18 protein-coding genes are annotated in these 24,655 nt (G+C 32.2%); 11 read left to right on the forward strand and 7 right to left on the reverse strand.

Translation table 11 applies throughout. The features are described from left to right. Positions 1 to 146: 146 nt before the first annotated feature. The 4 genes from ACIQ2J_RS01975 to ACIQ2J_RS01990 all read left to right on the forward strand — a co-directional run bounded on the left by ACIQ2J_RS01975 (position 147) and on the right by ACIQ2J_RS01990 (position 5,628). The gene (locus ACIQ2J_RS01975) at positions 147 to 677 is read left to right on the forward strand and encodes an inorganic diphosphatase (protein WP_396166058.1); all 531 of its coding nucleotides are present in this window, start codon (positions 147 to 149) and stop codon (positions 675 to 677) included. Between the two features lie 113 nt (positions 678 to 790). After that, positions 791 to 3,349 (forward strand): sodium-translocating pyrophosphatase, encoded by a 2,559-nt coding sequence (locus ACIQ2J_RS01980; protein ID WP_396166061.1) that lies wholly within the window; start codon positions 791 to 793, stop codon positions 3,347 to 3,349. Positions 3,350 to 3,508: 159 nt separating this feature from the next. Beyond that, entirely contained in the window at positions 3,509 to 5,203 is a 1,695-nt protein-coding gene (gene lysS, locus ACIQ2J_RS01985) for a lysine--tRNA ligase (RefSeq protein ID WP_396166063.1), read from the forward strand. 74 nt (positions 5,204 to 5,277) lie between these two features. Beyond that, complete coding sequence (locus ACIQ2J_RS01990; protein ID WP_396166065.1) at positions 5,278 to 5,628, forward strand: hypothetical protein; 351 nt, start codon at positions 5,278 to 5,280, stop codon at positions 5,626 to 5,628. 47 nt (positions 5,629 to 5,675) lie between these two features. Here the strand turns inward: ACIQ2J_RS01990 and ACIQ2J_RS01995 are convergent, their stop codons facing one another. The 4 genes from ACIQ2J_RS01995 to ACIQ2J_RS02010 all read right to left on the reverse strand — a co-directional run bounded on the left by ACIQ2J_RS01995 (position 5,676) and on the right by ACIQ2J_RS02010 (position 9,018). Then, entirely contained in the window at positions 5,676 to 6,638 is a 963-nt protein-coding gene (locus ACIQ2J_RS01995) for a transporter (protein ID WP_396166067.1), read from the reverse strand. Between the two features lies 1 nt (position 6,639). Next, positions 6,640 to 7,680, reverse strand: coding sequence for a cytochrome-c peroxidase (locus ACIQ2J_RS02000; RefSeq protein ID WP_396166069.1), 1,041 nt, complete (start codon positions 7,678 to 7,680; stop codon positions 6,640 to 6,642). A gap of 57 nt (positions 7,681 to 7,737) precedes the next feature. Beyond that, positions 7,738 to 8,523 carry an MbnP family protein gene (locus ACIQ2J_RS02005; RefSeq protein WP_396166071.1) on the reverse strand — a complete coding sequence of 262 codons (786 nt, stop codon included), beginning with the start codon at positions 8,521 to 8,523 and terminating at the stop codon, positions 7,738 to 7,740. Between the two features lie 117 nt (positions 8,524 to 8,640). Beyond that, positions 8,641 to 9,018, reverse strand: a complete 378-nt coding sequence (locus ACIQ2J_RS02010) for a hypothetical protein (RefSeq protein WP_396166075.1) — start codon at positions 9,016 to 9,018, stop codon at positions 8,641 to 8,643. 243 nt (positions 9,019 to 9,261) lie between these two features. Here ACIQ2J_RS02010 and ACIQ2J_RS02015 point away from each other — a divergent pair, with 243 nt between their 5' ends. Next, positions 9,262 to 9,687, forward strand: a complete 426-nt coding sequence (locus tag ACIQ2J_RS02015) for a Spy/CpxP family protein refolding chaperone (protein ID WP_396166077.1) — start codon at positions 9,262 to 9,264, stop codon at positions 9,685 to 9,687. A gap of 93 nt (positions 9,688 to 9,780) precedes the next feature. Here the strand turns inward: ACIQ2J_RS02015 and ACIQ2J_RS02020 are convergent, their stop codons facing one another. After that, the gene (locus tag ACIQ2J_RS02020; protein ID WP_396166079.1) at positions 9,781 to 12,486 is read right to left on the reverse strand and encodes a carboxypeptidase-like regulatory domain-containing protein; all 2,706 of its coding nucleotides are present in this window, start codon (positions 12,484 to 12,486) and stop codon (positions 9,781 to 9,783) included. Positions 12,487 to 12,569: 83 nt separating this feature from the next. Next, entirely contained in the window at positions 12,570 to 13,502 is a 933-nt protein-coding gene (locus tag ACIQ2J_RS02025) for a GLPGLI family protein (protein WP_396166081.1), read from the reverse strand. A 132-nt stretch (positions 13,503 to 13,634) separates the two neighbouring features. Between ACIQ2J_RS02025 and ACIQ2J_RS02030 the strand changes: the two genes are divergently transcribed. From ACIQ2J_RS02030 to lipB, 3 genes are all read left to right on the forward strand, one after another. Continuing rightward, positions 13,635 to 14,426 (forward strand): hypothetical protein, encoded by a 792-nt coding sequence (locus tag ACIQ2J_RS02030; RefSeq protein ID WP_396166083.1) that lies wholly within the window; start codon positions 13,635 to 13,637, stop codon positions 14,424 to 14,426. Further along, complete coding sequence (locus ACIQ2J_RS02035) at positions 14,426 to 15,040, forward strand: deoxynucleoside kinase (protein WP_396166085.1); 615 nt, start codon at positions 14,426 to 14,428, stop codon at positions 15,038 to 15,040. The genes ACIQ2J_RS02030 and ACIQ2J_RS02035 overlap by 1 nt, the downstream gene beginning before the upstream one ends. A 209-nt stretch (positions 15,041 to 15,249) precedes the next feature. Then, a complete protein-coding gene (gene lipB / locus ACIQ2J_RS02040) occupies positions 15,250 to 15,948 on the forward strand; it encodes a lipoyl(octanoyl) transferase LipB (RefSeq protein WP_396166088.1) in 699 nt (232 codons plus the stop codon). A gap of 46 nt (positions 15,949 to 15,994) precedes the next feature. Here the strand turns inward: lipB and ACIQ2J_RS02045 are convergent, their stop codons facing one another. Next, the gene (locus ACIQ2J_RS02045) at positions 15,995 to 16,579 is read right to left on the reverse strand and encodes a ribonuclease HII (RefSeq protein WP_396166091.1); all 585 of its coding nucleotides are present in this window, start codon (positions 16,577 to 16,579) and stop codon (positions 15,995 to 15,997) included. Between the two features lie 197 nt (positions 16,580 to 16,776). On the opposite strand from ACIQ2J_RS02045, the gene ACIQ2J_RS02050 reads away from it, so the two are divergent. From ACIQ2J_RS02050 to ACIQ2J_RS02060, 3 genes are all read left to right on the forward strand, one after another. After that, positions 16,777 to 19,830 (forward strand): SusC/RagA family TonB-linked outer membrane protein, encoded by a 3,054-nt coding sequence (locus ACIQ2J_RS02050; RefSeq protein ID WP_396166094.1) that lies wholly within the window; start codon positions 16,777 to 16,779, stop codon positions 19,828 to 19,830. Positions 19,831 to 19,910: 80 nt separating this feature from the next. Continuing rightward, the gene (locus ACIQ2J_RS02055) at positions 19,911 to 21,392 is read left to right on the forward strand and encodes a RagB/SusD family nutrient uptake outer membrane protein (RefSeq protein WP_396166096.1); all 1,482 of its coding nucleotides are present in this window, start codon (positions 19,911 to 19,913) and stop codon (positions 21,390 to 21,392) included. Between the two features lie 305 nt (positions 21,393 to 21,697). Continuing rightward, the gene (locus ACIQ2J_RS02060) at positions 21,698 to 24,637 is read left to right on the forward strand and encodes a M4 family metallopeptidase (RefSeq protein WP_396166098.1); all 2,940 of its coding nucleotides are present in this window, start codon (positions 21,698 to 21,700) and stop codon (positions 24,635 to 24,637) included. Positions 24,638 to 24,655 lie beyond the last annotated feature (18 nt).

A 24,655-nucleotide genomic window follows, 5' to 3' on the forward strand; every position in this document is an offset into this window, starting at 1 on the left:
CTCATTATTATCTGTTAAAAAAAAGAGCAATAAAAAAACAAGATTGGTTTTTTTTAGTGCGAATTATTAGGAATTCCTAAGTGGTTTTTTCAGCAAAATAACTTACAGATAGCTTAATTTTGCAGGTACAAACAAAGAAAAACACAATGACCGCAGCAAAATTAAAATCTTTCGATGTATTAATCGAAATTCCTAGAGGAAGTAGAAATAAATACGAATACGATTTCGAAATAAAACGAATGCGTTTTGATAGAATGTTATTCTCCTCGATGATGTATCCAGCCGATTACGGATTTATACCAGAAACATTAGCTCTTGATGGTGACCCTTTAGATGTTTTGGTTTTAATTAACGAGCCAACATTTCCAGGATGTGTAATGGAAGTAAAACCTATTGGAGTTTTTCATATGGCAGATGATAAAGGTCCAGACGAAAAAATAATCTGTGTACCAGTTTCCGATCCAATTTGGAATTCCTTAGAAAATCTATCCGATATTAATCCCCATTTGTTAAAAGAAATCGAACATTTCTTCCAAGTTTATAAAGATCTTGAAAATAAAATCGTTGATGTTGGTGGTTGGGGAGACTTAAAAGAAGCACAAGATATTATTATAGAATGCACCGAACGTTTTGAACAAATTCCAAACAAACCAGAGGGTTTATTTAGTATTAAATAAAATTTTAGACCAAAAAATGAGAAAGCAATATTTTGAAAAGAATATTGCTTTTTTTATTTATTAATGTTTTGTTATATTTGCACACAATTTATTTAATAATTAATAAATATTATATGGAATCATTAATGATTTATGTGCCAATAGTAATGGCTTTAATTGGATTAGCTTTTATGGCTATCAAAAGATCTTGGGTGTTAAAACAAGATGCCGGTGACGGTAAAATGAAAGAAATTTCAGATTATATCTACGAAGGTGCCTTGGCTTTTCTTAAAGCAGAATACCGATTATTGGCAATATTTGTAGTTTTAGCAAGTATTGTTTTAGCAGGAATTTCTTTTTTGGTTCCTACCACACACATATTAATCGTAATAGCATTTGTTTTCGGAGCTTTCTTTTCGGCTTTAGCTGGAAACATGGGGATGAAAATCGCTACAAAAACTAACGTACGTACTACACAAGCGGCTCGTACTAGTTTGCCGCAAGCATTAAAAGTATCTTTTGGTGGTGGTACTGTAATGGGTCTTGGAGTTGCTGGTTTAGCAGTTTTAGGTCTTACAGGTTTCTTTATTTTCTTCTTCCATTTCTTTATGGGTGGAGTTTGGACTTCTACTGAAGACATGACTAAAGTATTAGAAACTCTTGCTGGATTCTCTCTTGGAGCAGAATCTATTGCATTGTTTGCTCGTGTTGGTGGAGGTATTTATACTAAAGCTGCCGATGTAGGTGCTGATTTAGTAGGTAAAGTAGAAGCTGGAATTCCAGAAGATGATCCACGTAACCCTGCTACTATTGCAGATAACGTTGGAGATAACGTAGGGGATGTTGCAGGTATGGGTGCCGATTTATTTGGTTCTTATGTTGCTACCGTTCTTGCTGCAATGGTTCTTGGAAACTATGTGATTAAAGATATGGGCGGAATGATTAAAGATGCTTTTGGCGGAATTGGACCAATTTTATTGCCTATGGCTATTGCTGGTTTCGGAATCTTGTTTTCTATTATAGGAACAATGGTTGTGAAAATTTCAGACGATAATGCTAAAGAAGCTCAAGTGCAAAAAGCATTAAATATTGGAAACTGGATTTCTATTGCATTAACAGCAATTGCTTGTTATGTTTTAGTGAAATTGATGTTGCCAGAAACAATGAAAATGAGTTTCTTCGGTGAAGGTTTGAAAGATATTTCTTCAATGCGAGTTTTCTATGCTACAATCGTAGGATTAGTAGTTGGAGCAACTATTTCATCAGTAACTGAATATTATACCGGTTTAGGTACAAAACCAGTTTTGGCAATTGTACAAAAATCGTCTACAGGTGCAGGAACTAACGTAATCGCTGGTTTAGCTACTGGAATGATTTCAACTTTCCCAACTGTTTTATTATTTGCAGGTGCTATTTGGGCATCGTATGCTTTTGCTGGTTTCTATGGTGTGGCTTTAGCTGCTTCTGCAATGATGGCTACCACAGCAATGCAATTAGCAATCGACGCTTTCGGACCAATTTCAGATAACGCAGGTGGAATTGCTGAAATGAGTGAATTACCTAAAGAGGTTCGTACCCGTACCGACATTTTGGATTCCGTTGGTAACACAACTGCTGCAACAGGTAAAGGTTTTGCAATTGCTTCGGCTGCATTAACTTCATTAGCATTATTTGCTGCTTACGTAACTTTTACAGGAATTGATGGTATCAATATCTTCAAAGCTCCCGTATTAGCAATGTTATTTGTTGGAGGTATGATTCCTGTAGTTTTCTCTGCATTAGCAATGAATTCTGTTGGAAAAGCTGCCATGGATATGGTATACGAAGTACGTCGTCAGTTTAAAGAAATTCCAGGAATTATGGAAGGAACTGGAAAACCAGAATATGCTAAATGTGTTGATATTTCTACTAAAGCTGCTTTACGCGAAATGATGTTGCCGGGAGTAATGACAATTGGTTTTCCAATTGCAATTGTACTTTTAGGTAAATTAGTTTACGGAGATAATAACATGTTAATCGCTGAAATGTTAGGTGGATATATGGCAGGAGTTACAGTATCTGGAGTACTTTGGGCTGTGTTCCAAAACAACGCTGGTGGAGCTTGGGATAATGCTAAAAAATCTTTCGAAGCAGGTGTTGAAATTAATGGAGAAATGACTTTTAAAGGTTCGGATGCTCACAAAGCTGCTGTAACTGGTGATACTGTTGGAGATCCATTTAAAGATACTTCAGGTCCATCGATGAACATCTTAATCAAATTAACTTGTTTGATAGGTTTAGTAATCGCTCCAATATTAGGAAACGGTACTGCTCCAGTAAAAAAAGAAATGAAATGCACTATCGAAATGTCTTCTGAATGTAAAGAAGATATGGGTAAATGCGATATGAGCAAATGTGCTACAATGACTAAAGACCAATGTGCAGCAATGTGCGATAGTCTTAAATGTTCTCCAGAGCAAAAAGAAATGTGTTTGTCACATTATGATGCCAACGGAAAATTTGTTGCTCAAAAAGAAGGTACAGATAAATCTTGTTGTGTTGAAAAAGGCGACAAAAATGTAAATGTAACTATTACTAATGATAATGGTAAAGCAAAAGCTACTGTAATCACTACTGAAAAAGGGAAAGCAACTACACAAGTTTTTGAAGGATCTTTAAAAGATGTAAAAGCAAAAGTGGAAGCAATGGAATAGTTTTCCAAAACTTTTTATACTGAAATGCCTCTCGTAAGTGGGGCATTTTTTTTGTAATAAATTTTAAAACCTACCCAGAATTGTTTCCCACAAAAATGTGAATTCTAAATTACGCAATCGCCAATCTTTTATTATCTTTGCAGGCTTAAAAACTATTATATGCAACTTTCAGAACAAGAAATCATTAGAAGAGATAAACTAGAGGCTTTACGTGCTCTAGGAATCAACCCTTACCCTGCCAATTTATTTCCAGTAAACCATACTTCCAAGCAAGTTAAGGAGAACTTTGAAGAAGGAAAGAAGGTTATTCTTGCTGGAAGATTAATGAGTGTTCGCGATCAAGGTAAGGCTTGCTTTGCCGAATTGCAAGATAGTGAAGGTAGAATGCAGTTGTATCTTAATCGGGATGTAATGTGCCCAGAAGACGACAAGACTACCTACAACCAAGTATTTAAAAAACTAACCGATTTAGGGGATTTTATAGGTATTGAAGGGGAACTGTTCACTACCAAAGTAGGTGCGCAATGTGTTCGTGTGGATGGATTTACTTTTTTAAGTAAAACATTACGACCATTGCCATTACCAAAAACAGACGAAGAAGGAAATGTGCACGACGCATTTAATGATGCCGAATTGCGTTACCGAATGCGATATGTAGATTTAGTTGTGAATCCGCAAGTGAAAGAAGTTTTTATTAAAAGAACGAAACTTTTCACGGCCATGCGAAATTATTTCAACGCGGCAGGTTATATGGAAGTAGAAACTCCCGTATTACAATCTATTGCGGGTGGGGCAGCAGCACGACCATTTATTACCCATCATAATAGTTTGGACATTCCGTTGTACATGAGAATTGCCAACGAATTGTATCTAAAACGACTAATTGTAGGTGGATTTGACGGTGTTTTTGAGTTTTCTAAAAACTTTAGAAACGAAGGGATGGACCGTACCCATAATCCAGAATTTACCGCTATGGAAATTTATGTAGCCTACAAAGACTACAATTGGATGATGGAATTTACCGAAAACTTGTTAGATTATTGCGCTACGGAAGTTAATGGGACTACTGATGCCACTTTTGGCGAACATAAAGTAAGTTTCAAAGCGCCTTATGCTAGAGTAACCATGACCGATGCTATTAAAAACTTTACGGGTTTTGATATTTCTGGAAAAACGGAAGCGGAATTGTTTGAAGCTGCAAGATCTATGGGAATTGAAGTAGATGCTACTATGGGTAAAGGAAAATTAATTGATGAAATTTTTGGTGCCAAATGCGAAGGGAATTTTATTCAACCTACTTTTATTACCGATTATCCAAAAGAGATGTCGCCTTTGTGTAAAGAACACCGTGACAATCCAGAATTGACGGAGCGTTTTGAATTAATGGTTTGTGGTAAAGAAGTTGCCAATGCCTATTCGGAATTGAACGACCCAATAGATCAAAGAGAACGTTTTGAATCGCAATTAAAATTAGCCGAACGTGGTGATGATGAAGCAACGCAATTTATTGATAACGATTTCTTAAGAGCCTTAGAGTATGGAATGCCGCCAACTTCTGGTTTAGGAATTGGAATGGATCGATTGATAATGTTTTTAACCAATAACGCTTCTATTCAGGAAGTACTTTTCTTCCCGCAAATGCGACCAGAGAAAAAACAAGTTGAATTAACCGAGGACGAAAAAGCAATAGTAAGTCTATTAAAAGCAGAAAATAACCAACCACTTGCACAATTAAAAGAGCGTGCCGCTTTAAGTGGAAAAAAATGGGATGCTGCTATGAAAGGACTTGCCAAACATGCTTTAATCAAAGTTTTAGTAAATGGCGAAAACAAAACTGTGGAGTTAAAAGCATAATTTTTAGAATTATAACCATTTTGTAAAAAAAAATATTAAATTAGCATCTTAATTAACCCACTTAAAAAAATATCATGAAAAAAATTATTGTAATAGCATCTTTATTTTTAGCATTTAGTTTTAATGCAAGTGCACAAGAAGCTGCTAAAGCTCAAAGTGTAAAAACTCAAGCGATAACTCCTGAAAGCATTTCTAAAGATTTTGCCAATTTGACCAAAACAGTTACTATGGAAGAAAGTTTAAAGAAAGATATGAATACATTATTGTATATGCGTATGGATGCTTTAAAAGACGCTAAAGAAGAAGATGAGAAAAAAGTAATTTTTGAAATGTATGGTAAAAAAATATTAGGAGGATTAAATCCTAATCAAATGAGCCAATTAAAAGCAAATAAAGAATTATTATTGAAATTAACACAATATTAGTTGTTGATTCAATAAATAAAAAAGAGGTCGTTTTTACGACCTCTTTTTTATAAACTATAATTTAGATTAATACTCCATCTATAATTGGCAACCACGTTGCCACCCGTAAGATTTTGATTTATTGGAAGCATTGCATTTGCGCCTAAAGAAAACTTGTCTTTACCGATTTCAAAACCAATCTTCCCCATAAAAATGTCGCCCGATGTGTTTCTAACCTTTTGTTTGTGTTGGAAATTATCTTCAAATACTTCTCCGGCAATACCCAACAGAGGCACTACCGAAAATTTTGAGGTTTGATATACCCAAAATAATGTTGAAGCATAATTAAACTGATTTCCGAATCTGTAATTTTTTTCGTTTTCAGTTTTTATGACATAATTAAGCATTGTATTTATTCCAAATTGCTTCTTTTTAATAACATACTCGCTTGCTAAAAGGTAATCCCAAGCTCCTGTCCCTACTTGATAACTCGGATTCACACTACCATTGTTAGCTGCATCAAATTTTCCAATCGGAATTTTTAATCCTCCTCCTACTTGAAGTGTATGAACAAAAATCGTGCTGTCTTTATGAGTTTGATATAATTGATACATCCCTAAAATGGTTGCATCTCCTAAACCATTAATCTTTTGATTTCCCAAAGCGGTCTCTCGACTATGAAAATGATACGGAACCAAAGCCGATACCTGGACTCTTTTAACTATTGGAATTCTAGCCCAAATCTGTAACGTATTAAAATTCTCATCATACCAAGGTGAATTACTATACAATCCATTAGTGCTTTTATAGCTTTGATGAAAATATCGAACTCCAATAAAATTAGAATTTAACATGGACGAAAAACCCATACTTCCGCCACTTGCAGAACATCCACAAGCATCGCAATCCTCTTCTTTTTCTTCAAAATGATTAAAGTATTTATGATAATTAGTAAAATTTGGAATAGTGTCTTTTGGTGTTGCGTAGCCTATTTGAAAGGATACCACTAGTAGTAAAATATATTTTTTCATATTAGTATTCTGCGAATTTTTGATTTGTTAAAAATTCATTATCAGTTAAAGTCTTTAAAAAAGCAATCATTTTACTCTTTTCACTTTCAGATAAAGGAATTCCTAAAACACCTGAATTATTTAAACTAGCATCCAACGTTGCAGAAGTTACCATTCCAGAAGAATAATGATTCATCACTGCTTCTAGTGTGAAAAATCTTCCATCGTGCATGTATGGAGCCGTTTTTTCAATATTTCTCAAACTAGGCACTTTAAATTTATGCAAATCTTGAGGTAATTCGGTTACACGAAACCTTCCAACATCATTGATAGCAGGATTTACTGGCAAACCATTATTTCTAAAAGAATTGTCGGTAAATATATCTGTAGCATGACAGGAAGCACATTTTTGATTAAAAAGTGCGTATCCTGCCAATTCCTCAGTAGTTAAAGTACCTCCTACTTCATTTCTTCTATATTTATCAAATTTAGAATTAGAGGAAACTAACATAATTTGAAATTGAGCTAAAGCTTTCAGCATATTTTCTGAATTAATAACACCGTTAGAAAAAACTTGTTTGTAGAGCTTTACATAATTGGCATCATTTTTCATCATGTTTATTGCATTTTCAAAATTTCCGTGCATTTCAATTTCACTTGTAAAAGGAATAATAGGTTGCAAATCCAAATGATTGGTTGCTCCGTCCCACATAAAAGTAGTTTGAAATACCATATTTTGAATAGGTGGTGCATTTCTAGTTCCGATGGCATCTCCAACTCCGTGGCTAAAAGTATGTCCGTGGTGGGTGAAAGCATCTTCTTGAATATGACAAAAGCCACAAGAAATGATACCATCAGAAGATAATCGTCCATCATAGAATAATTTTTTACCCAGTTCAAACCCTTTTTCCGTCAACGGATTATTTGCAAAGTCATAGTTGGCTAAAGGGAAATTACTTGGTATTTTAAAATCTATAGGAATATTTTGATATTCGTCAGAATCGTCAGAAGAACAACTCAAAAGAATAGGAAAAATGAGTAACAATAAAATTTTTGTTTTCATCTTAAAGTAGTTTAAAAAAGCTGTTAGCCATAACAACTAACAGCTTTTTATAGTTATTTAGTCGTTGTGAACGTGATGAACTTCAAACATATTAGCCAAGTTAGCAGTAGCTAACGCTAATTTAGAGCCACCCATTATTGTAGCACCTTCAGATAAATTGATTTTATTAGTACCATCTAATAAATGTTTCAAATTAGCCATTATGTGCACTTGAGGAGTAATAGTTGTTCTTACCAAAGCATTTTCAGGAAAATTCATTGAGATTGTAGCATAATTATAGTCGGTTCCTGTTTGACCAGTATGTAATTTATAATTAGTTTCTGTAGTTACACTAGTTGAAGTAAAAGTTCCTTCAAAAGCAATAAATTTATAACCAGCACTCCAAGACCACATCATTCCAGCAGTTTGAGCAGTTGTTAAAAAATTTCCTTGTCCTGTAGCTCCTAAATCAAATTGTGCTTTATCAACACCAATTCCATAAGAGATGCTTTTATAATTTCCTGCAGGAATAGAAGGAATTGTCAATAAAGTAGAAGCAGGAGTTGATTCATCAATGATGAAATAACTTTCGCTTTTTGGTACTATATAAGTAGAACCATCAACTCTAGTTAATACAATATTGCTAACAATATATTTTATTTTATTTGCTTTAACAACTTCACCATTTGAGTTGGTATAAGGCGTGTTCATAGCAAAATCTGCAGAACCATATACGTTATCAAACTCGATTTTTAAACTTCCCGAACCAGTAATTTCATCAATACTTTCATCGTCTTTTGAACATGAAGTGAATGCCAAAGCCAAAGCCATAACGGCTACAATATTTTTTAATTTAAATTTCATTTGTGTTTTTTTTAAATAAATTTATAGAATTTAGTGCTTGAAAATATTTTTCTTCAAACAATTTTGGATATAAGAATCCTGTCAATTCAATTTTGCTGAATTAACTTCCGATAAAAATTAAGAAATAAATGTGGGCGGATGAAATACCAAACAACTACTCAAATGAGAGTATAAATTAGAATAATTGTCGCTTATTGTAGTTGTTTTTTGAAAGTATATTTTTTTAACAATTAATGATTTTATTATTTGAAAAAACAAAACTTCAACTTCTTGTTTTATATTGCTTTTTTTGTCTGAATTGATTGGTTTTTCCTCTTCCGATTCTTTAGCCAAACTTTTCATTAATTGGCATTTACCATTACATTTTAGTTCTGGTTTAGCTTTGTTTTCACAAAGAACGGTTCTAATATAATCATAATTAACCACGTAATCTACCACCGGAAATATTGGTTTTAGAAACAAAGTTAAAGCAACTAATATTAGTATTTTATTCATTAATTATTAAGACGTCTATTAGTGAAAAAACTTGCGTTTGTTTACTGTCTTACTGCAAATTTAATCCAATTTAGCCGTTTTTACAAGAATTGAGTCATAATTTTACTAGTTTTATGATAATTATCTTTATTGCTTCTTTTTGTATTAGTAATGTTAAACTTTAAATTATTAATTTTTTGTTAATGATTAAACCATATTTAATTTTTTAAGTCAAATTAGCAAACTTATTATAAATATATAAAAATGAAAAAATTATTAGTAGCTGCATTATTAGTTGTTGGAATGACAACTTTTGCACAAGAACAAGTTAAGGAACAAAAAGCACAATTGACTCCTGAACAAAGAGTAGAATCTCAAGTTAAGAGAATGACTAAAGATTTAACTTTAAATGAAAAGCAAGTGCAAGACGTTAGAGCAATAGTTGCTAAAGAAGTCTCTAAAAGAGAGGAAAATAAAGCTGAAATGGAAGCTAGAAAAGCTGCTGGAACTAAGCCTTCCAAAGAGGAAATGAAAGCTCGTAAAGCTAAATTTCAAGAAGATGAGGTTGCTATGGATGCCAACATGAAAAAAATTCTTACTCCAGAGCAATACGCTAAATGGAATCAAAAAATCCAAGAGAGAAAAGAAAAAATGGAAGCTAAAAAAGCCGAAAAAATGAAAGGTAATTAAGAAGATAAAAAATAATTTTAAGAATTATTTTTTACACAAAAAAACAGTTGCAAATTATTTTGCAACTGTTTTTTTTATGGACCAAAGGTGCAGTTATAAGTTATACTTCAAACTAAAAATCACATATCTTGGTTGGACTGAATATTGAGACGTTCTAGTAGAAAATTGCGAAAAGCTATCGTCATTTAACGATTTAGTATTTAGCAAATTAGTGGTAGAAATTTTATATTCCCATTTGCTCTCTTTTTTCTGATAAATTAAACTTGCAGAAAGAAAATCATATTCGTTTTCCACCGTTTTTCCTTTATTATAATAGTGGTAAAATTCATATTCTGAAACAAAAGAAAAACTCTTTAGAAAATAATAATCCAATCGTGCAAAAGGTTTATCGGTGTAGAATTTTGAATCGCTATAATCGTTTATTGTATAGGTATATCCAACTTCTAAATTAGGTAAGTTCTTATAATTTGTGGAAGCTTTTAGAGTGTAATTTTGAGTGAAACTTTCGTTTGTAGAGAGAACGCCATTTTGAATATTATTAAATTTTGACCAATTCAAACTAGTATTAGCGGATGCTTTATAGTTCTTAAGAAACGAACGACCATAATTTCCAAATACTGTAAGGGTTTCGTCTGCAAAATTAGAATTATACGGCAACGAGGTTTGGTTTACGCCATTAAAAACAGAACTAGTTTTTACCGCATCCACCGTTTTAGTATAGCTTGCAAATGCAGCAATGTTTTCAAAATTAAACATGTTGTATTTAAAATAACGCAAAGAATGTGTTGCTTGCGTTGCATTTTCCAATCCTCTATATCCTTTCGAAAGACTATTGTATCCGTTTAATACATATCCTTCAGCTAATTTATTAATATCCGTGAAATTATTGGTTATAGCATAATTATACGTCAATGATTCGGCTTTTTTAATTTGATAAACTCCTAAGAAATCAGGCAAAACACGGAAGAAATTTCTATTAAAGTTGGTTCCAAGCTGGTCATTGGTCATGTTATACGTATGAAAACTTACTCCTGGTGTAAACGTAAATTTTCCGGTAAGGATTTTGTAATGCAATCCCATAAAAACATCGTTAAAATTATAATTTACATCATTTGTATTTTGAATAGCTGTAAGAGTATTTGTGTTTCCGTTATCTAAAATTTGATAAATTGAAGAATCAAAATTTTGGCGGGAATAGGTAGTTCCAAAAGTTACATTGATATTGCTTTTTGGTGTTATCATATAATAATAATCCAATTTGGCATCGATTTTATTGGTTTTTACAAAACGGTTCTGATTGGTATTATTTCGGTTCTGACCTGTTGTATATCCGCTTAAATTAAAAGGTTGCGATTGTAAATTGGCATTGTAAAACGGATCTTCTTCTTGAAACAAATGTTGCATTTCAAAAGCAAAAATATTTTTATCATTGTGTGTGTAGTAAAAACTTAAATTCTGATTTACAGAAGTTGGGTTTTGCTTTTTGTTGGTAAAAATAGATTCTGTCAAGGAGGTGTTTGCTACAATGGATTCTCTTATTAATGAATTGTCTTCGTCTTGTTTAGATAGTTTGGTTAAGATGTCGTAATCCATTTGGAATTTAGTACTTGGTTTATAACTAGAACTTAATTTAAACAATCCCAAATTGCTTTTTTGATGCGCCACTTCATTTCGGTTTTCCGTAGATGCAATTTGAGAAGAATTGGGTTGTAAAATGTTCGTTTGTGATTTTGTTTCTAAGTCGGTTGTAGATGCGGAAACAATTCCGAATCCACTTAAACTCCATTCTTTTGTAGGATTATAGGAGAAATTAGTTGCTCCAAATTTAGTTTCAATTTCTTTAGCACGGTTGTTTCTTAGAAGTGAAATCCCCAAATCGTTAGAAGACACATTAAAACTAGAACCACCTTTTCCCATCATACTTCTAAATCCGCCAGTAAATTTAAAATAATCTTGAACGGTTAGGGGTAGTTCGCCAATATTGTTAAAGTTGCTAATTAAATTGATGCTGTATTTTGGACTATAGTAAAATGCTTTCGGATTGACCAAATAGCGATTCAATTTCTCATTGTCGTCAAAGCCACCGCCAGCAGTCATGTCGCCAAACCAAAAATTCTTTTTACCAGCTTTCAATTTAATATTCATTGCTACATTATCTTGGTTGTTTTCAACCCCTTTTAGAATTGAATTTTCATTGTAATTTCGTAGCACTTGAATTTTATCAATTGCATCTGCAGGAATATTTTTTACACCAAGTTTGGTATCGCCATCAAAAAAATCTTTGCCTTCTACCATTAATTTGGTTACTTTTTTACCTTCTACTTCCACCTCGCCATCCGCATTTACTTGAACCCCAGGAAGATTTTTAAGTACATCTTCCAGTTTTCTTTCGGTTCCAGTTTTAAAAGAATCGGCATTATAAACTATGGTATCTCCTTTTATTGAAACCGGCATCTCTCTTACAATTTCTACATCGTTTAATTCAATTCCACCCGCTTCCATAGAAATGTTTTGATTAATATTTACCTCTTTGGTAACTACCGTAATTTCTTTGTTTTGCATTCCTATGTAAGTTAATTTTATTGCATAGGTAGTGTTGGGTTTTAAGTTCAATACAAATTTCCCTTTGTCGTTGGTTATAGCATAAGCGTCCATGCCTTTGGTGGCAGTATTTACCGCCATGATGTTGGCCATCTCTAATGGAGTTTTTCCAGCTTCGGAAATAACTCCTTCAAAACGAATATTTTGAGCAAAAGAAATAGAGGTAATAAGAAGTATAAGTAAAGTAATTTTTTTCATGTTGTGTAATTGAAATTCTAGGATTGTATAAAAAAAGGAAGAATCTCCAATTTTTAGAGATTCTTCCTTTTGTTTTGTTTAAATTAACCTCCAAATCGCATTCCTCTTCCAGGGCCACCTTGACCACCCGGACCTTGATTCATTTGTCTAAACTCTTCCATTTTTTTAGTAATAGTATCATCGTACTCCTTTTGAGAAATAACTTTCCCATTTGTAGGAGCTTTGATTTCTACTTTATCTTTTGCATTTAAAACCACTTTGGAACATAAAATAATAGTTTTACCATCATTTACTTCTAAGATAAGCCCTGGCAATCCCCAATATCCTTCTGGACCTTGGTTTACAGGAATTTCTGGAGTGTACCAAGCGGTAATAGTAATTTCTTTTGGTAATTCAATTTCATCCATGAAATTGGTTTTCTTTTCTTTAGTATCTGTTTTAGTAGAATCCGATTTGATTTCTTCTTTTTTGTTTTCCACTTTTTTATCTTCTTCTCTTTTCGGTCTGAAGTTTCTAAAATCGGTTTTACTAGCAGGCATTACTGTAGTTGCTTTGTAGCAGGTGTAACCACCTATTTGACGGGTTTCACTTTCCATTACCCAATTATAAATTTTTAAAGAATCTTTTATTAAAAATTCTTTCCCCATAAATTCTTTATCTACAATGTAGTTTTTATCTTTTACATTTTTGTAATAAGTTCCACCACCGCCCATAAAGGAGGACATCATTCGCATTCCACCACCATTTTGACCTGGAGCGTCTAGTTTTTCTTCTTCTTTATAAATAGACGTTTGTTTGTCAAAGTTTAAAATAAAAGTTTTTTCAAACATTTTTTTCATTCGTTCCTCAATGCCTTTTTGCATTTCGGGAGTCATTTCTTTATTTCCTTCAAATCGTTTTTTAAAGTCGGCTGTGCTAGTTTTAGACTCGTAAACAGCCATACCTTGAAAATTTTTCTGGGCATAAGAACTTATTAAAGTAAGCAAAAGTGCAATAGATAAAAGCAATTTTTTCATAATGTAGGTTTTGTTAATTTTTTGCAGGAACAAATATGACGAATGATTTAAGGTTTTGTTACTAATAAATTGTTAAATATTTTAGTACCCCTTTTGAATAATTCCAAAAGTTTGATGTAATTTAGCATCATAATGAAAAAATTACTTTTTATTTTTCTTTTTTCAGCATCTATTTTAGGCTTTGGGCAAAGTCTTAAGCTGCTTCCTATTCGCATAGATTCTATTGCAATTAAGGCAGATCAATTTATAGGTGTTGACGGATTTAAAAATTATTACTATATCAAAAACGATGTTTTTTTCAAGAAAAACACCAACACTATTTTTCAATACCAAGCACTCTCATTAGGAGCTATAACCAAGGCCGATATTTTAAATCCACTTAAAATAATTGTTTTTTACGAAACTTTCAATACTGCGGTTATCCTAGACAACCAGCTTAATGAAGTGCAACGAATAGATTTTTCTAAATTAGATAATTCAATTGTAGTCTCCGCTTTAGGAATTGCAGGTCAAAATAAATTATGGATTTTCAATTCGCTAAAACAACAGCTTGGTTTGTTTGATTTAGTTACTTTTCAATACCAAGAAATTGGTAACCCAATAGGAGACATGTTTAATTACTACCAAACCGATTATAATTATTTTCAGTGGATATCTAAAAATTACCAATGGTATACTTGCAATCTTTATGGTACTATTTCTACCATTGCTAAAGAAGTTCCTTCAGGAGAATATCAAATTATAGAAGAAAAGAAAATACTTTTTTTAAAAGACAACGCTTTGCTAGTAAGAGATTACGTGAATGATAAGCTATATCAAATTGAAATTGTTGAGAAATCATTGCGAAATTTTTATTGCAAAGACCAAATTTTATCTATTTTTACCAACGAAGGAATCACAAATTATAAATTAACTATACCATAATGCATATAGCTGTAGCAGGAAATATAGGTGCCGGAAAAACAACCTTAACACGACTTTTAGCCAAACATTTTAAATGGGAGCCACATTTTGAAGACGTAGTAGACAATCCTTACTTGGATGATTTTTACCATCAAATGGAGCGTTGGTCCTTCAATTTGCAAATTTATTTCTTAAACAGTCGTTTCCGTCAAGTGCTACAAATTCGCGAAAGCGGAAAAAAAATCATTCAAGACAGAACCATTTATGAGGATGCTCACATTTTTGCACCCAACTTGCACGCAATGGGCTTAATGACCAACCGCGACTTTGAAAACTACAAATCGCTTTTCGAATTAATGGAGAGCCTAGTTAAAGCTCCCGATTTGTTAATCTACCTAAGAAGCTCCATCCCAAATCTTGTTGGGCAAATTCACAAACGCGGACGCGATTATGAAAACACTATATCTATTGATTATTTAAGCCGATTGAACGAGCGATACGAAGCTTGGGTGACCACTTATGACAAAGGAAAAATATTAATTATTGATGTAGATAATATCGATTTCTTAAACAATCCCGAAGATCTAGGAAACATCATCAACCGAATTGATGCAGAAATAAACGGATTGTTTTAGTAGGAGCGAATCGTTAGGGTTTTATCTATAATTTGCATTCCCGCATTCCGTTCCAATCTGTCCTTGCGAGCTTGCGAAGCAATCTCACAACGCCAGGATTTCCACTTCATTCGGGGCTAAATAGAAAAATTTAGCTTTTTTGTTTAAAATTCCTAAAATTATCTGGTTTTAAAACTAGATATATAGTTCCGCCTACCACAACAGAAAAAATGAACAAACAAATACAACTTCAAGATTTAGGCAACAAAGACTACAAAGCCACTTGGGAATACCAAGAAACCTTGTTTAAAGAAATTGTAGATATTAAAATTCAAAATAGGAGAGAAGAAACCCAACTTACCACTCCTAACTATTTTCTTTTTGTAGAGCATCCACATGTGTACACCTTAGGGAAAAGTGGTTCTATTTCCAATTTGCTACTATCCGAAAAACAACTCGAAGCCAAAGGTGCTACTTTCTATAAGATAAATCGGGGAGGTGATATTACGTACCATGGACCAGGACAAATTGTTGGTTATCCCATACTAGATCTTGAAAACTTCTTTACCGACATCCATAAATATTTACGCTTTCTTGAAGAAGTCATTATTTTAACCCTAGCCGAATATAATATAATAGGAGTACGAAGCGAAGGCGAAACCGGAGTTTGGTTAGGCGTTGGTACACCATTTGCAAGAAAAATTTGCGCCATGGGCGTTCGGGCTTCCCGCTGGGTGACCATGCATGGCTTTGCACTAAACGTTAATTCCGACCTTGGTTATTTTGACAACATCATCCCTTGTGGAATAAAAGGCAAAGCAGTCACTTCCTTAAATGTAGAACTCGGAGTAGAAAAAGTAAACGAACAAGAGGTAAAAGAAAAAATACTAAAACACTTCTCCCAAATTTTTGAATGTAACATTGTTTAGTAATTAGTATTCAGAACCCAAAACCTAGAACCCAAAACCCCAAACCTTATTCCTCCTTAAGTAACCTAAACGTCATTCTATGATATTTAGTAGTTCCATATTTCTTAATCGCCTCCCGATGCTCTTTTGTAGGGTAGCCTTTATTTTGTTTCCAATTGTACATTGGAAATTCTTCGTGAATTTTGTCCATATAGGCATCCCGATACGTTTTAGCCAAAACCGATGCTGCGGCAATACTCATGTATTTAGAATCTCCCTTAATAATTGTACTATAAGGAATGTCGTTTAAAGGTTTAAATCGATTTCCGTCCACTATAATATATAAAGGAGTTGGGTTTAACTTCATAATACTTTCTTGCATGGCCTGAATAGAGGCATTCAAGATGTTAATTTCATCAATGATTATTGGATCTAAATGAGTAATCGAAAAAGATATTGCAAGGTCTTCAATAATTGGTTTTAATTTATCTCTAGTTTTTTCAGATAATTGTTTGGAATCATTGAGTAAATCCAAATTAAAATTATCTGGAAGTAGCACTGCAGCAGCTGTAACTGGTCCTGCCAAACAACCTCGTCCAGCTTCATCGGTTCCGCATTCAAGTTTGTAATTGGTAAATCTTAATTTTAACATAATATTATTTTGTAAAAAAATCAAATTATTACGCAGCCATATAAAACAATAGGCATCTATAAAATGCGTTGTGACCGCAAATTTAGTAATCCATTTAAATTTTAACATAATAAAAATGTAATATTTCTGCATATTATTTGGTTATTTAAGAAATTATTAAGAAGTTTGCGGAATAACTAACTCAAATAAAAATTAATATGAGATCGAAGTTCAAATGGATTTTTACGCTACTAGTAGCGTTATCAATGCAGTTTTCGTTTGCCCAAGACAAAACTGTAACAGGTATGGTTACTGATGGTAAGCTACCTTTGCCTGGCGCAAATGTTGTAATTAAAGGTACAGCAAAAGGTGTTGCGGCAGATATGGATGGTAAATATTCCATCAAAGCAAAAGCAGGCGATGTTTTAGTAGTGTCCTTTTCAGGATATGAAAACAAAACAATTAAAGTTGGTTCTGCTAATAGTTACAATGTAGCTTTAAAAGAAGTTTCAAAAGTGCTTGAAGATGTTGTTGTTCAAGGTTATCGTACAGTAACTAAAAAGACTGCAGTAACTTCTGCTGCAAGGGTTACAAGTAAAACTATTGAAAACAGACCCAATGCAAGTGTAATGAATACACTACAAGGTCAGTTAGCGGGTGTTAATATTACTGCAAGTACAGGTCAGCCTGGAGCAAAATCTTCTGTTGTTATTAGAGGTGTTGGGACATTCAACGGAAATTCAGATCCTCTTTATGTTGTTGATGGTTTTCCTTCAAACAGTGATAACTTCAGATCTATTAATCCAAATGATATAGCATCTGTGGACGTGTTAAAAGATGCTGCTGCTATATCTGAATATGGTTCTAGAGGAAGTAATGGTGTTATTGTTGTTAAAACAAAAAAAGGAACCTTTGGTGAAGGGAAAACTAAATTTAGATATTCTACACAATATGGAATAAGTAAATTGCAGACTCCTAAATATCAATATTCTAATTCACAACAATTGCTTAAAATCGAGCAAAATTATGGTGCAGGTTTAGGAGCGACTTTAACTGATGCTCAAATTAATGCTTATAATATTAATACGGATTGGGTAAATTATTTCTTCAGAGAAGGTACAAGTGTAAGTCACAACTTCAGTGTTGAAAATAGTTCTAAAAATGTTAATTCATATACTTCTGCTAGTTTTTTTGATCAACAAGGGGTTTTGCTAACTACAGGTTTAAAAAGATTTACCTTCAGAAATAATATCAGTGGAAAATCAACTAATGATAAATTCAAATATACTGTAAATATTGGTTTAGGTCACTCGAAAAACAATGAGGCTACTAATTTAGGTGGTGGTGCAGTAAACAGAAATTATGTTTTGGGTGCTTATGCAGGTGCTCCTTATTTTTCTCCAGATTTGTATCAAAGTCCTCAACAAGTTTTTGATTTATATCAAACAGATGGAACATTATTATATACTCCTTTGTTTTTAATTGATAAATTAAAAACCTATGACAATATAACTGAAGAAACGAGATTGGATATTGCAACAGAATTTTCGTATGCAATAACTAAAGATTTGACTGCAAGAGTTCGTACTTCAGGACAATTACTTTCAAACAGATTTAATCAAGCAGAATATCCAATTTCTTTTAATGCTTTATTATTTCCTAATGCAGATGGTTCTTATGCAGGTTTTGAAGATATTAATCAAAGAAGAGAGTTCTATTTTACTAACTTATGGCAATTAGATTATACTAAATCGTTTGGAAAACATACGATTAATATTACTGGAAGTAGTGAATACAACCATTCAAGATTAAACATTAATAATTTCAGACAAAGAGGTTTAAATCCTTTAACTTTTGTTCCTAATACAGGTTCTGGATATATTGGAGATACTTCAACTAATGATTTTCACGTTCCGCAAATTTCTGCTAGTCAATTAAGAAATGATTTAATTTCATATTTTGGTTCGTTTGATTATGATTATAATAAAAAGTATGGTGTTGTAGCTTCTATTAGAAGAGATGGTTCAAGCAGATTTACTAGTAAAAATTATAATACTAAGAAGTTTTGGTCTGTAGGGGCTAGGTGGAATATTGATGAAGAAAGTTTTATGGATTCTTTAGAATTTGTTAATGTTTTAAAATTGAGAGGATCAATTGGGACTGTAGGAAATCAAAGAATTATTGATGGTACTATTTTTGCGGGTATTAATCCTCCTGCATTTTCTGATATTTATTCAGCTTCTAATAATGCTTATAATAATGGACAAGGATATAATATTGTTTTTGGTTATCCTGATTTAAGATGGGAAACTACTCGACAAGATAATATTGGTATAGATTTTGAATTGTTCAAAAGCAGATTAAGAGGAACAATTGAACGTTATAACAGAAAGACAATCGACTTATTTATTAGTGATCCAGTTACTCCAGCAGTTGGACAAATTGGGAATACTATCACAAAAAACTCAGACACATATATAACAAATAATGGTTATGAGGTAAATTTAGCTTATGATATCATTAAAAATAGCAAAGTTACTTTGACACTTAGAGCTAATGGTTCTTATAATAAAAATAGAATCGGAGGAATTAAAACTAATAATGGAGTAATTCTTGAAGGATCTAATCCAACTTATATTACTCAAAATGGTGGTTCTTTACAAGAGCCTTATGTATATCCTTACGTGGGTGTAAATCCGGATAATGGTAACTTATTATTTGAAGATATTAATGGTAATGTTACTGAAAATCCAACAGCTGCAGATAGAAGAGCTTCAGGAAAAACTAATATGCCGGTTTATCAAGGTGGATTTGGATTTGATTTTGAATATTCTGGTTTCTTTGTATCTACTTCATTTACCTATGCTCAAAAAGTATGGAGATATGATTATGATTTGAATAATTTGTATGATCCAGGAAATATTGGACAATTTACTGTGTCAAGTGACATGTTAAACGCTTGGACAACCCCAGGAGATATCACTAACGTACCTTCTCTAAATGCTGCTAATCTTGCTGCTGCAGACAATTCGGATAGATTTTTAAGAGATGCTTCTTACATTAGATTACGTAATGCGCAAATTGGTTATAAATTTCCAAAAAGATTTTTAGAAAAATCTTTTTTCACTGATATTTCTTTAAATTTACAAGGAGAAAATTTATTTAATATCACTAAGTGGCAAGGTCTTGATCCAGAAAGTGATAGAAATTTTGACGTGTATCAATATCCAACACCTAGAATGTTTACTTTAGGATTAGATCTTAAATTTTAATTATAAAAAATTATAAAATGAAAAAAATATTTTTATTAATCATTTTCGCAGGTGCTTTTTTTGTGTCTTGTGATGAAAATTTGTTAGAACCTTTCACTCCTGGTTCTTTAACAGAAGATGTTGCAATAACTACATCTGAAGATTTACAAAAGTTAATGAATTCCACTTATGGACTATTAACTGATAGAAGTGATATTGAATTTAGCTCAGTATTTACTGATGAGGTTGGTATTGGTTATGCCAATGGTGGACAAGGAACAAATGATAATTACATTTTCTTTTTAAATTCATCTTCATCATCTCCAGACGCTATTTGGAACATATGTTATTGGACTTTGGCTAGAGCAAATCGTGTAATTAATTTTGCTGATAAAATTACACCTATTGATGCTGCAGATGCTGAATTGCTTTCTAGATTAAAAGCGGAAGCTTTGACTGTTAGAGCAATTTGTCATATTAGAATTATGTCTTATTTTTCTACTGACTTAAAGAATGATTCTGCATTAGCAGGTGTTCTTGCAGATAGAATTATTGTAGGAGGAGAAACTTTGACAAGAAGCACTAATGGAGAATTCTATAGTTTAATTCAATCTGATTTAACTCAGGCTATTGCTATTTTTAATGTTAATACTGCAACACCTTATGCTAATGCTACTTATTATGCAAGTAAAAGTTTAGCTACAGCAATGAAAGCTAGAGCATACGCATTAAAAGGTGATTATGTTAATGCTGAAATTTGGGCAGATCAAACAATTGCGGATGGTCCATCTTTAGCTAATACAACAGAATATACAAAGTTGTTTTGGAGTGATAGTGAAACATCTAACACTGAAGTTATATTTAGATTAAGAAGAACTGCTCAACAAAACTCTCAAACTTCTAATCTTCATAATGTTTGGTGTTCTGTTAAACCAAATTTGACAGGTTCTCCTTTTTATGAAGTAAGTAGAGCTTTGTATAATATTTTGGATTCAAAACCTACAGATATTAGAAAGAAAACCATTGTTGCTCCTTCTTCTGTTGTTGATGCAAATTATAGTACTTCATCTGATTTTAGAAATTCAGATAAATTAATAGTACAAAAACATGGTGGAGTTGCAACTGGAACAGCTAGTTGGGCTAATACAGGTGCTAACGGTAACAATAATGATTTTAAAATTTGTCGTATTTCTGAGATGTATTTAATAAAAGCTGAAGCAAGAGTTGCTTCTGGTGATTTAACAGGTGCTGCTGCAACAATTAAATCAATATTAGACAAACGTTTTCCTACTGCTCAAATTCAACCTGTATACGCGAATGCTACTCAAGCATGGGCTGATATTTTAAATCAAAGAAGACTTGAGTTTGCTTATGAAGGATATAGATTTATAGATATTAAGAGATTAGGGGTTTTAGCTGGGTCTGGTATTGATAGAGATCCTGCTGATTATCTTTCTAGTTCTTCTAATTTTCCTGCTGGAAATCCTACAAATATGCCATTAAATAGCTACAAATGGGCTTTACCAATACCATTAAGTGAAACAAATGCTAATGGTAGTATTCAACAAAATCCAAACTATTAATAAAATAATAGTTTAATATTTAAAAAAAAAGCTGTCTCATTTTGAGATGGCTTTTTTTTATTCACCTAAATAATCCCTAATTGATTTAAAATAAAATATTTTGTAATCTCTTACGAGTTATTTTTATTTAGTTTTCAAAATATTTTTTATTGTTATAAATGATAGATGTTTTGAAATTTTTGTTTTTTTTTAAGGTAGTACATAGGTTGTAATTAATTAAATTTCATTATTGTTTTAATTGGTCTATTTTTTTTAATTTTATCAATTATTTTTTATTAAATTGCAATAATTTTAAAATTTATATTATGTTAAAGATTTTTAATAAAGCCTTTTCTTTAGTTTTTGTGTTTTCTTTTATTATGAGTGGTCAGAATAAAAAAATTGAAGAGAATAGTACTTTTCAAAAAAGTATGTATTTTTCTGAAAATGTTTCTAAAGAAAGTGCAATTAAAGCTTTTTTGTTAAAGTTTGATTTGAATAATGATAATACTTTTGTTTCTAGTAAAAGCGAAACGAATTCTTTAGGTTTAAATCACCAAAGACATCAACAATATTATAAAGGTATTAAAGTAGAGTTTGGAACTTTGATTACGCATGCACATGAAAATAATGTAGAATCAATTAATGCTGAATTGTATAATGCTCAATCTTTAGACATTATGCCATCACTCAGTGCTCAACAATGTTTTTTAATTGTTACCAATGAAATTAATGCGCAAAAATATCTATGGGATAATAAAGAACAAGCTGCAATTTTGAATTATGAAAAACCATCTGGTGAATTAGTTATTTTCCCTATAGTGGTAACAGGAGAGATTAGGCTCGCATATAAATATGATATTTATTCCTTAGAACCTTTAGCTAGACAAGAAGTTTATGTTGATGCACACTCAGGTGCTATTTTATATAAAAATCCAATAATTAAACATTTAAATGATTTTTCTTCAAGTAAACCAATTGTTAATAAAGATTTATCTGTTGAAAACTTTGATTTGTTAATTACAGGTAATGCAAATACTAAATATAGTGGACTAAGGAGTATCGAAACAACTTTTGATTCCTCTACTAATTTTTATATCCTTAATGATATTACTAGAGGTGCCCCAATAAAAACTTACAATTGTAAAAATGTTATTAACACTTATCAAAATATTAATTTTTCGGATAATGATAATAATTGGACTACTTCTGAACATAGTGCTAACTTCGATAATGCTGCACTTGATGCCCATTGGGGTTCTGAAATGACATATGATTTTTGGAAAATTAATTTTAATAGAAATAGTTATGATGATAACAATAGTGATATAATTAGTTATGTTCATTATAAACCAACTGCTGCAAGTTATAGCAATGCATTTTGGAATGGATCATTCATGACTTATGGTGATGGAGTAACTAAACCTTTTACTTCAATAGATATTTGCGGACATGAAATTGGTCATGGAATATGTCAATACACCGCTGGTTTGGCCTATCAAAATCAATCTGGCGCTATGAATGAGGCTTTTTCAGATATTTGGGGGTCTTGTATTGAACATTACGGAAGGACAGGTTCAATGTCAGGTACACCAGCTGCAAATGTTTGGAAGATTGGAGAGGATATCTCCGCTTCAGGTTTGAGATCAATGAGTAACCCTTTAACCTTTGGTGATCCAGATACTTTTAGAGGTACTAATTGGGTTGTTACTGGTGATGATGGGGCTTGTACTCCAACTTCAGCAAATGATCGTTGCGGAGTGCATACAAATAGCGGTGTTGTTAATCATTGGTTTTATATATTGTCTATGGGTGCTTCAGGAATAAATAATGCTCCATTAGCTGAGAGAGACACCTATAACGTGACAGGTATTGGTATTCAAAAAGCTAGTCAAATAGCATATTTAGCAGAACGAGATTATCTAACACCTAATTCTACTTTTTATGACTTGAGAGAGGCTACAATAACTGTTGCTAAAAGTTTGTATTGTACTTCTGGTACTGAAGTTGTTGCCGTAACTGATTCATGGTTTGCAGTCAATGTCGGACCTAGTTTTTTATATATAGCCAAAGATATTTCAATAAAAAAAATTCCAATTATTTCTCCTATATCTTGTAATGCTTCAAATATTTTTACACAAACTATATATTTTGATAATCTAGGAACTAATCCTATTACTTCGGTTAATATTTCTTATAATATTGATGGGGGGGCAAATTCAACTCCAACATGGAACGGTAATATTTCTACTTGTTCTACAGGAAGTTATGATATTGCTATTGATAGAAGTTTATTATCCAAAGGAACTCACATACTTAATGTTACTTTATCTATTAATGGCGATATAGTTTCTACTAATAACACAACTACGGGAGTGATCTTCGTTAATACTCCTGCTAGTGTTAATCAAGTTAATACATTTGAATCTAATAATGATGTTTTAGTATCGTATGATGAAAATGGATCTAATAATGTTTGGGAGAGAGGAACTTCAAGTAAGTCCACTTTGACAGATTTGGTTGCTGCAAATTCCAAAGTATATTCTACTAAATTGTCACAGATTTATCCGCCTAATACAAAATCCTATTTAGTTTCGCAATGTTATGATTTGTCACAAACATCTGCGCCAATTTTAAAGTTTGATATGGCCTTTGATACAGAAGCAAATGCAGATATTTTATATATGCAGTATTCAACAAATGGAGGTAATTCATGGAGCCTTCTTGGAAGTCAGGATAATCCAAATTGGTACACTAGTAATTCTGGATGCCCTAATTGTATAGGTGGGGAATGGACAGGCGAAGCTGATATTACTAATAGTAGTGGTTTAACTAACGGAACACGAAGATCGTATTCTTATGATTTAGCATCATTAAGTTCTAATTCTAATATAATTTTTAGATATGTTTTTCAGTCTGATTCAATGAATGAATTGGATGGAGTTATAATTGATAATTTTGTTGTGGAAAGTACTTTGTCTAATAGTTTTAATGAGGTTAATAATTTTGTTGTTTTTCCTAATCCAGTAAATGAAGTAATAAATATTTCATTTAATTCTAAGTCAAATGAAAAAGTTAATTTTGAATTAAATGACATGCAAGGTAGGTTAATATTTAAAAAATCGGATATGGAATCTGTTATAGGTAATTTTGAGTATGCCTTGGACGTAACAAATATTCCATCTGGATTTTATTTGTTAAAAATTTCTCAGGGTAATTATAATTATAGCACTAAAATAATTAAAAACATTTTTAATTCTAAATAGACATTTTAAAATTTAAAT

It is taken from the genome of Flavobacterium sp. (genome assembly GCF_044357305.1).
Taxonomy (GTDB): Bacteria; Bacteroidota; Bacteroidia; order Flavobacteriales; family Flavobacteriaceae; genus Flavobacterium.

Bases quoted from the DNA above. Each gene is read 5' to 3' on its own strand.
- ACIQ2J_RS01975 (WP_396166058.1), top strand. From the start codon at position 147: ATGACCGCAGCAAAATTAAAATCTTTCGATGTATTAATCGAAATTCCT.
- ACIQ2J_RS01980 (WP_396166061.1), top strand. From the start codon at position 791: ATGGAATCATTAATGATTTATGTGCCAATAGTAATGGCTTTAATTGGA.
- lysS (WP_396166063.1), top strand. From the start codon at position 3,509: ATGCAACTTTCAGAACAAGAAATCATTAGAAGAGATAAACTAGAGGCT.
- ACIQ2J_RS01990 (WP_396166065.1), top strand. From the start codon at position 5,278: ATGAAAAAAATTATTGTAATAGCATCTTTATTTTTAGCATTTAGTTTT.
- ACIQ2J_RS01995 (WP_396166067.1), bottom strand. From the start codon at position 6,638: ATGAAAAAATATATTTTACTACTAGTGGTATCCTTTCAAATAGGCTAC.
- ACIQ2J_RS02000 (WP_396166069.1), bottom strand. From the start codon at position 7,680: ATGAAAACAAAAATTTTATTGTTACTCATTTTTCCTATTCTTTTGAGT.
- ACIQ2J_RS02005 (WP_396166071.1), bottom strand. From the start codon at position 8,523: ATGAAATTTAAATTAAAAAATATTGTAGCCGTTATGGCTTTGGCTTTG.
- ACIQ2J_RS02010 (WP_396166075.1), bottom strand. From the start codon at position 9,018: ATGAATAAAATACTAATATTAGTTGCTTTAACTTTGTTTCTAAAACCA.
- ACIQ2J_RS02015 (WP_396166077.1), top strand. From the start codon at position 9,262: ATGAAAAAATTATTAGTAGCTGCATTATTAGTTGTTGGAATGACAACT.
- ACIQ2J_RS02020 (WP_396166079.1), bottom strand. From the start codon at position 12,486: ATGAAAAAAATTACTTTACTTATACTTCTTATTACCTCTATTTCTTTT.
- ACIQ2J_RS02025 (WP_396166081.1), bottom strand. From the start codon at position 13,502: ATGAAAAAATTGCTTTTATCTATTGCACTTTTGCTTACTTTAATAAGT.
- ACIQ2J_RS02030 (WP_396166083.1), top strand. From the start codon at position 13,635: ATGAAAAAATTACTTTTTATTTTTCTTTTTTCAGCATCTATTTTAGGC.
- ACIQ2J_RS02035 (WP_396166085.1), top strand. From the start codon at position 14,426: ATGCATATAGCTGTAGCAGGAAATATAGGTGCCGGAAAAACAACCTTA.
- lipB (WP_396166088.1), top strand. From the start codon at position 15,250: ATGAACAAACAAATACAACTTCAAGATTTAGGCAACAAAGACTACAAA.
- ACIQ2J_RS02045 (WP_396166091.1), bottom strand. From the start codon at position 16,579: ATGTTAAAATTAAGATTTACCAATTACAAACTTGAATGCGGAACCGAT.
- ACIQ2J_RS02050 (WP_396166094.1), top strand. From the start codon at position 16,777: ATGAGATCGAAGTTCAAATGGATTTTTACGCTACTAGTAGCGTTATCA.
- ACIQ2J_RS02060 (WP_396166098.1), top strand. From the start codon at position 21,698: ATGTTAAAGATTTTTAATAAAGCCTTTTCTTTAGTTTTTGTGTTTTCT.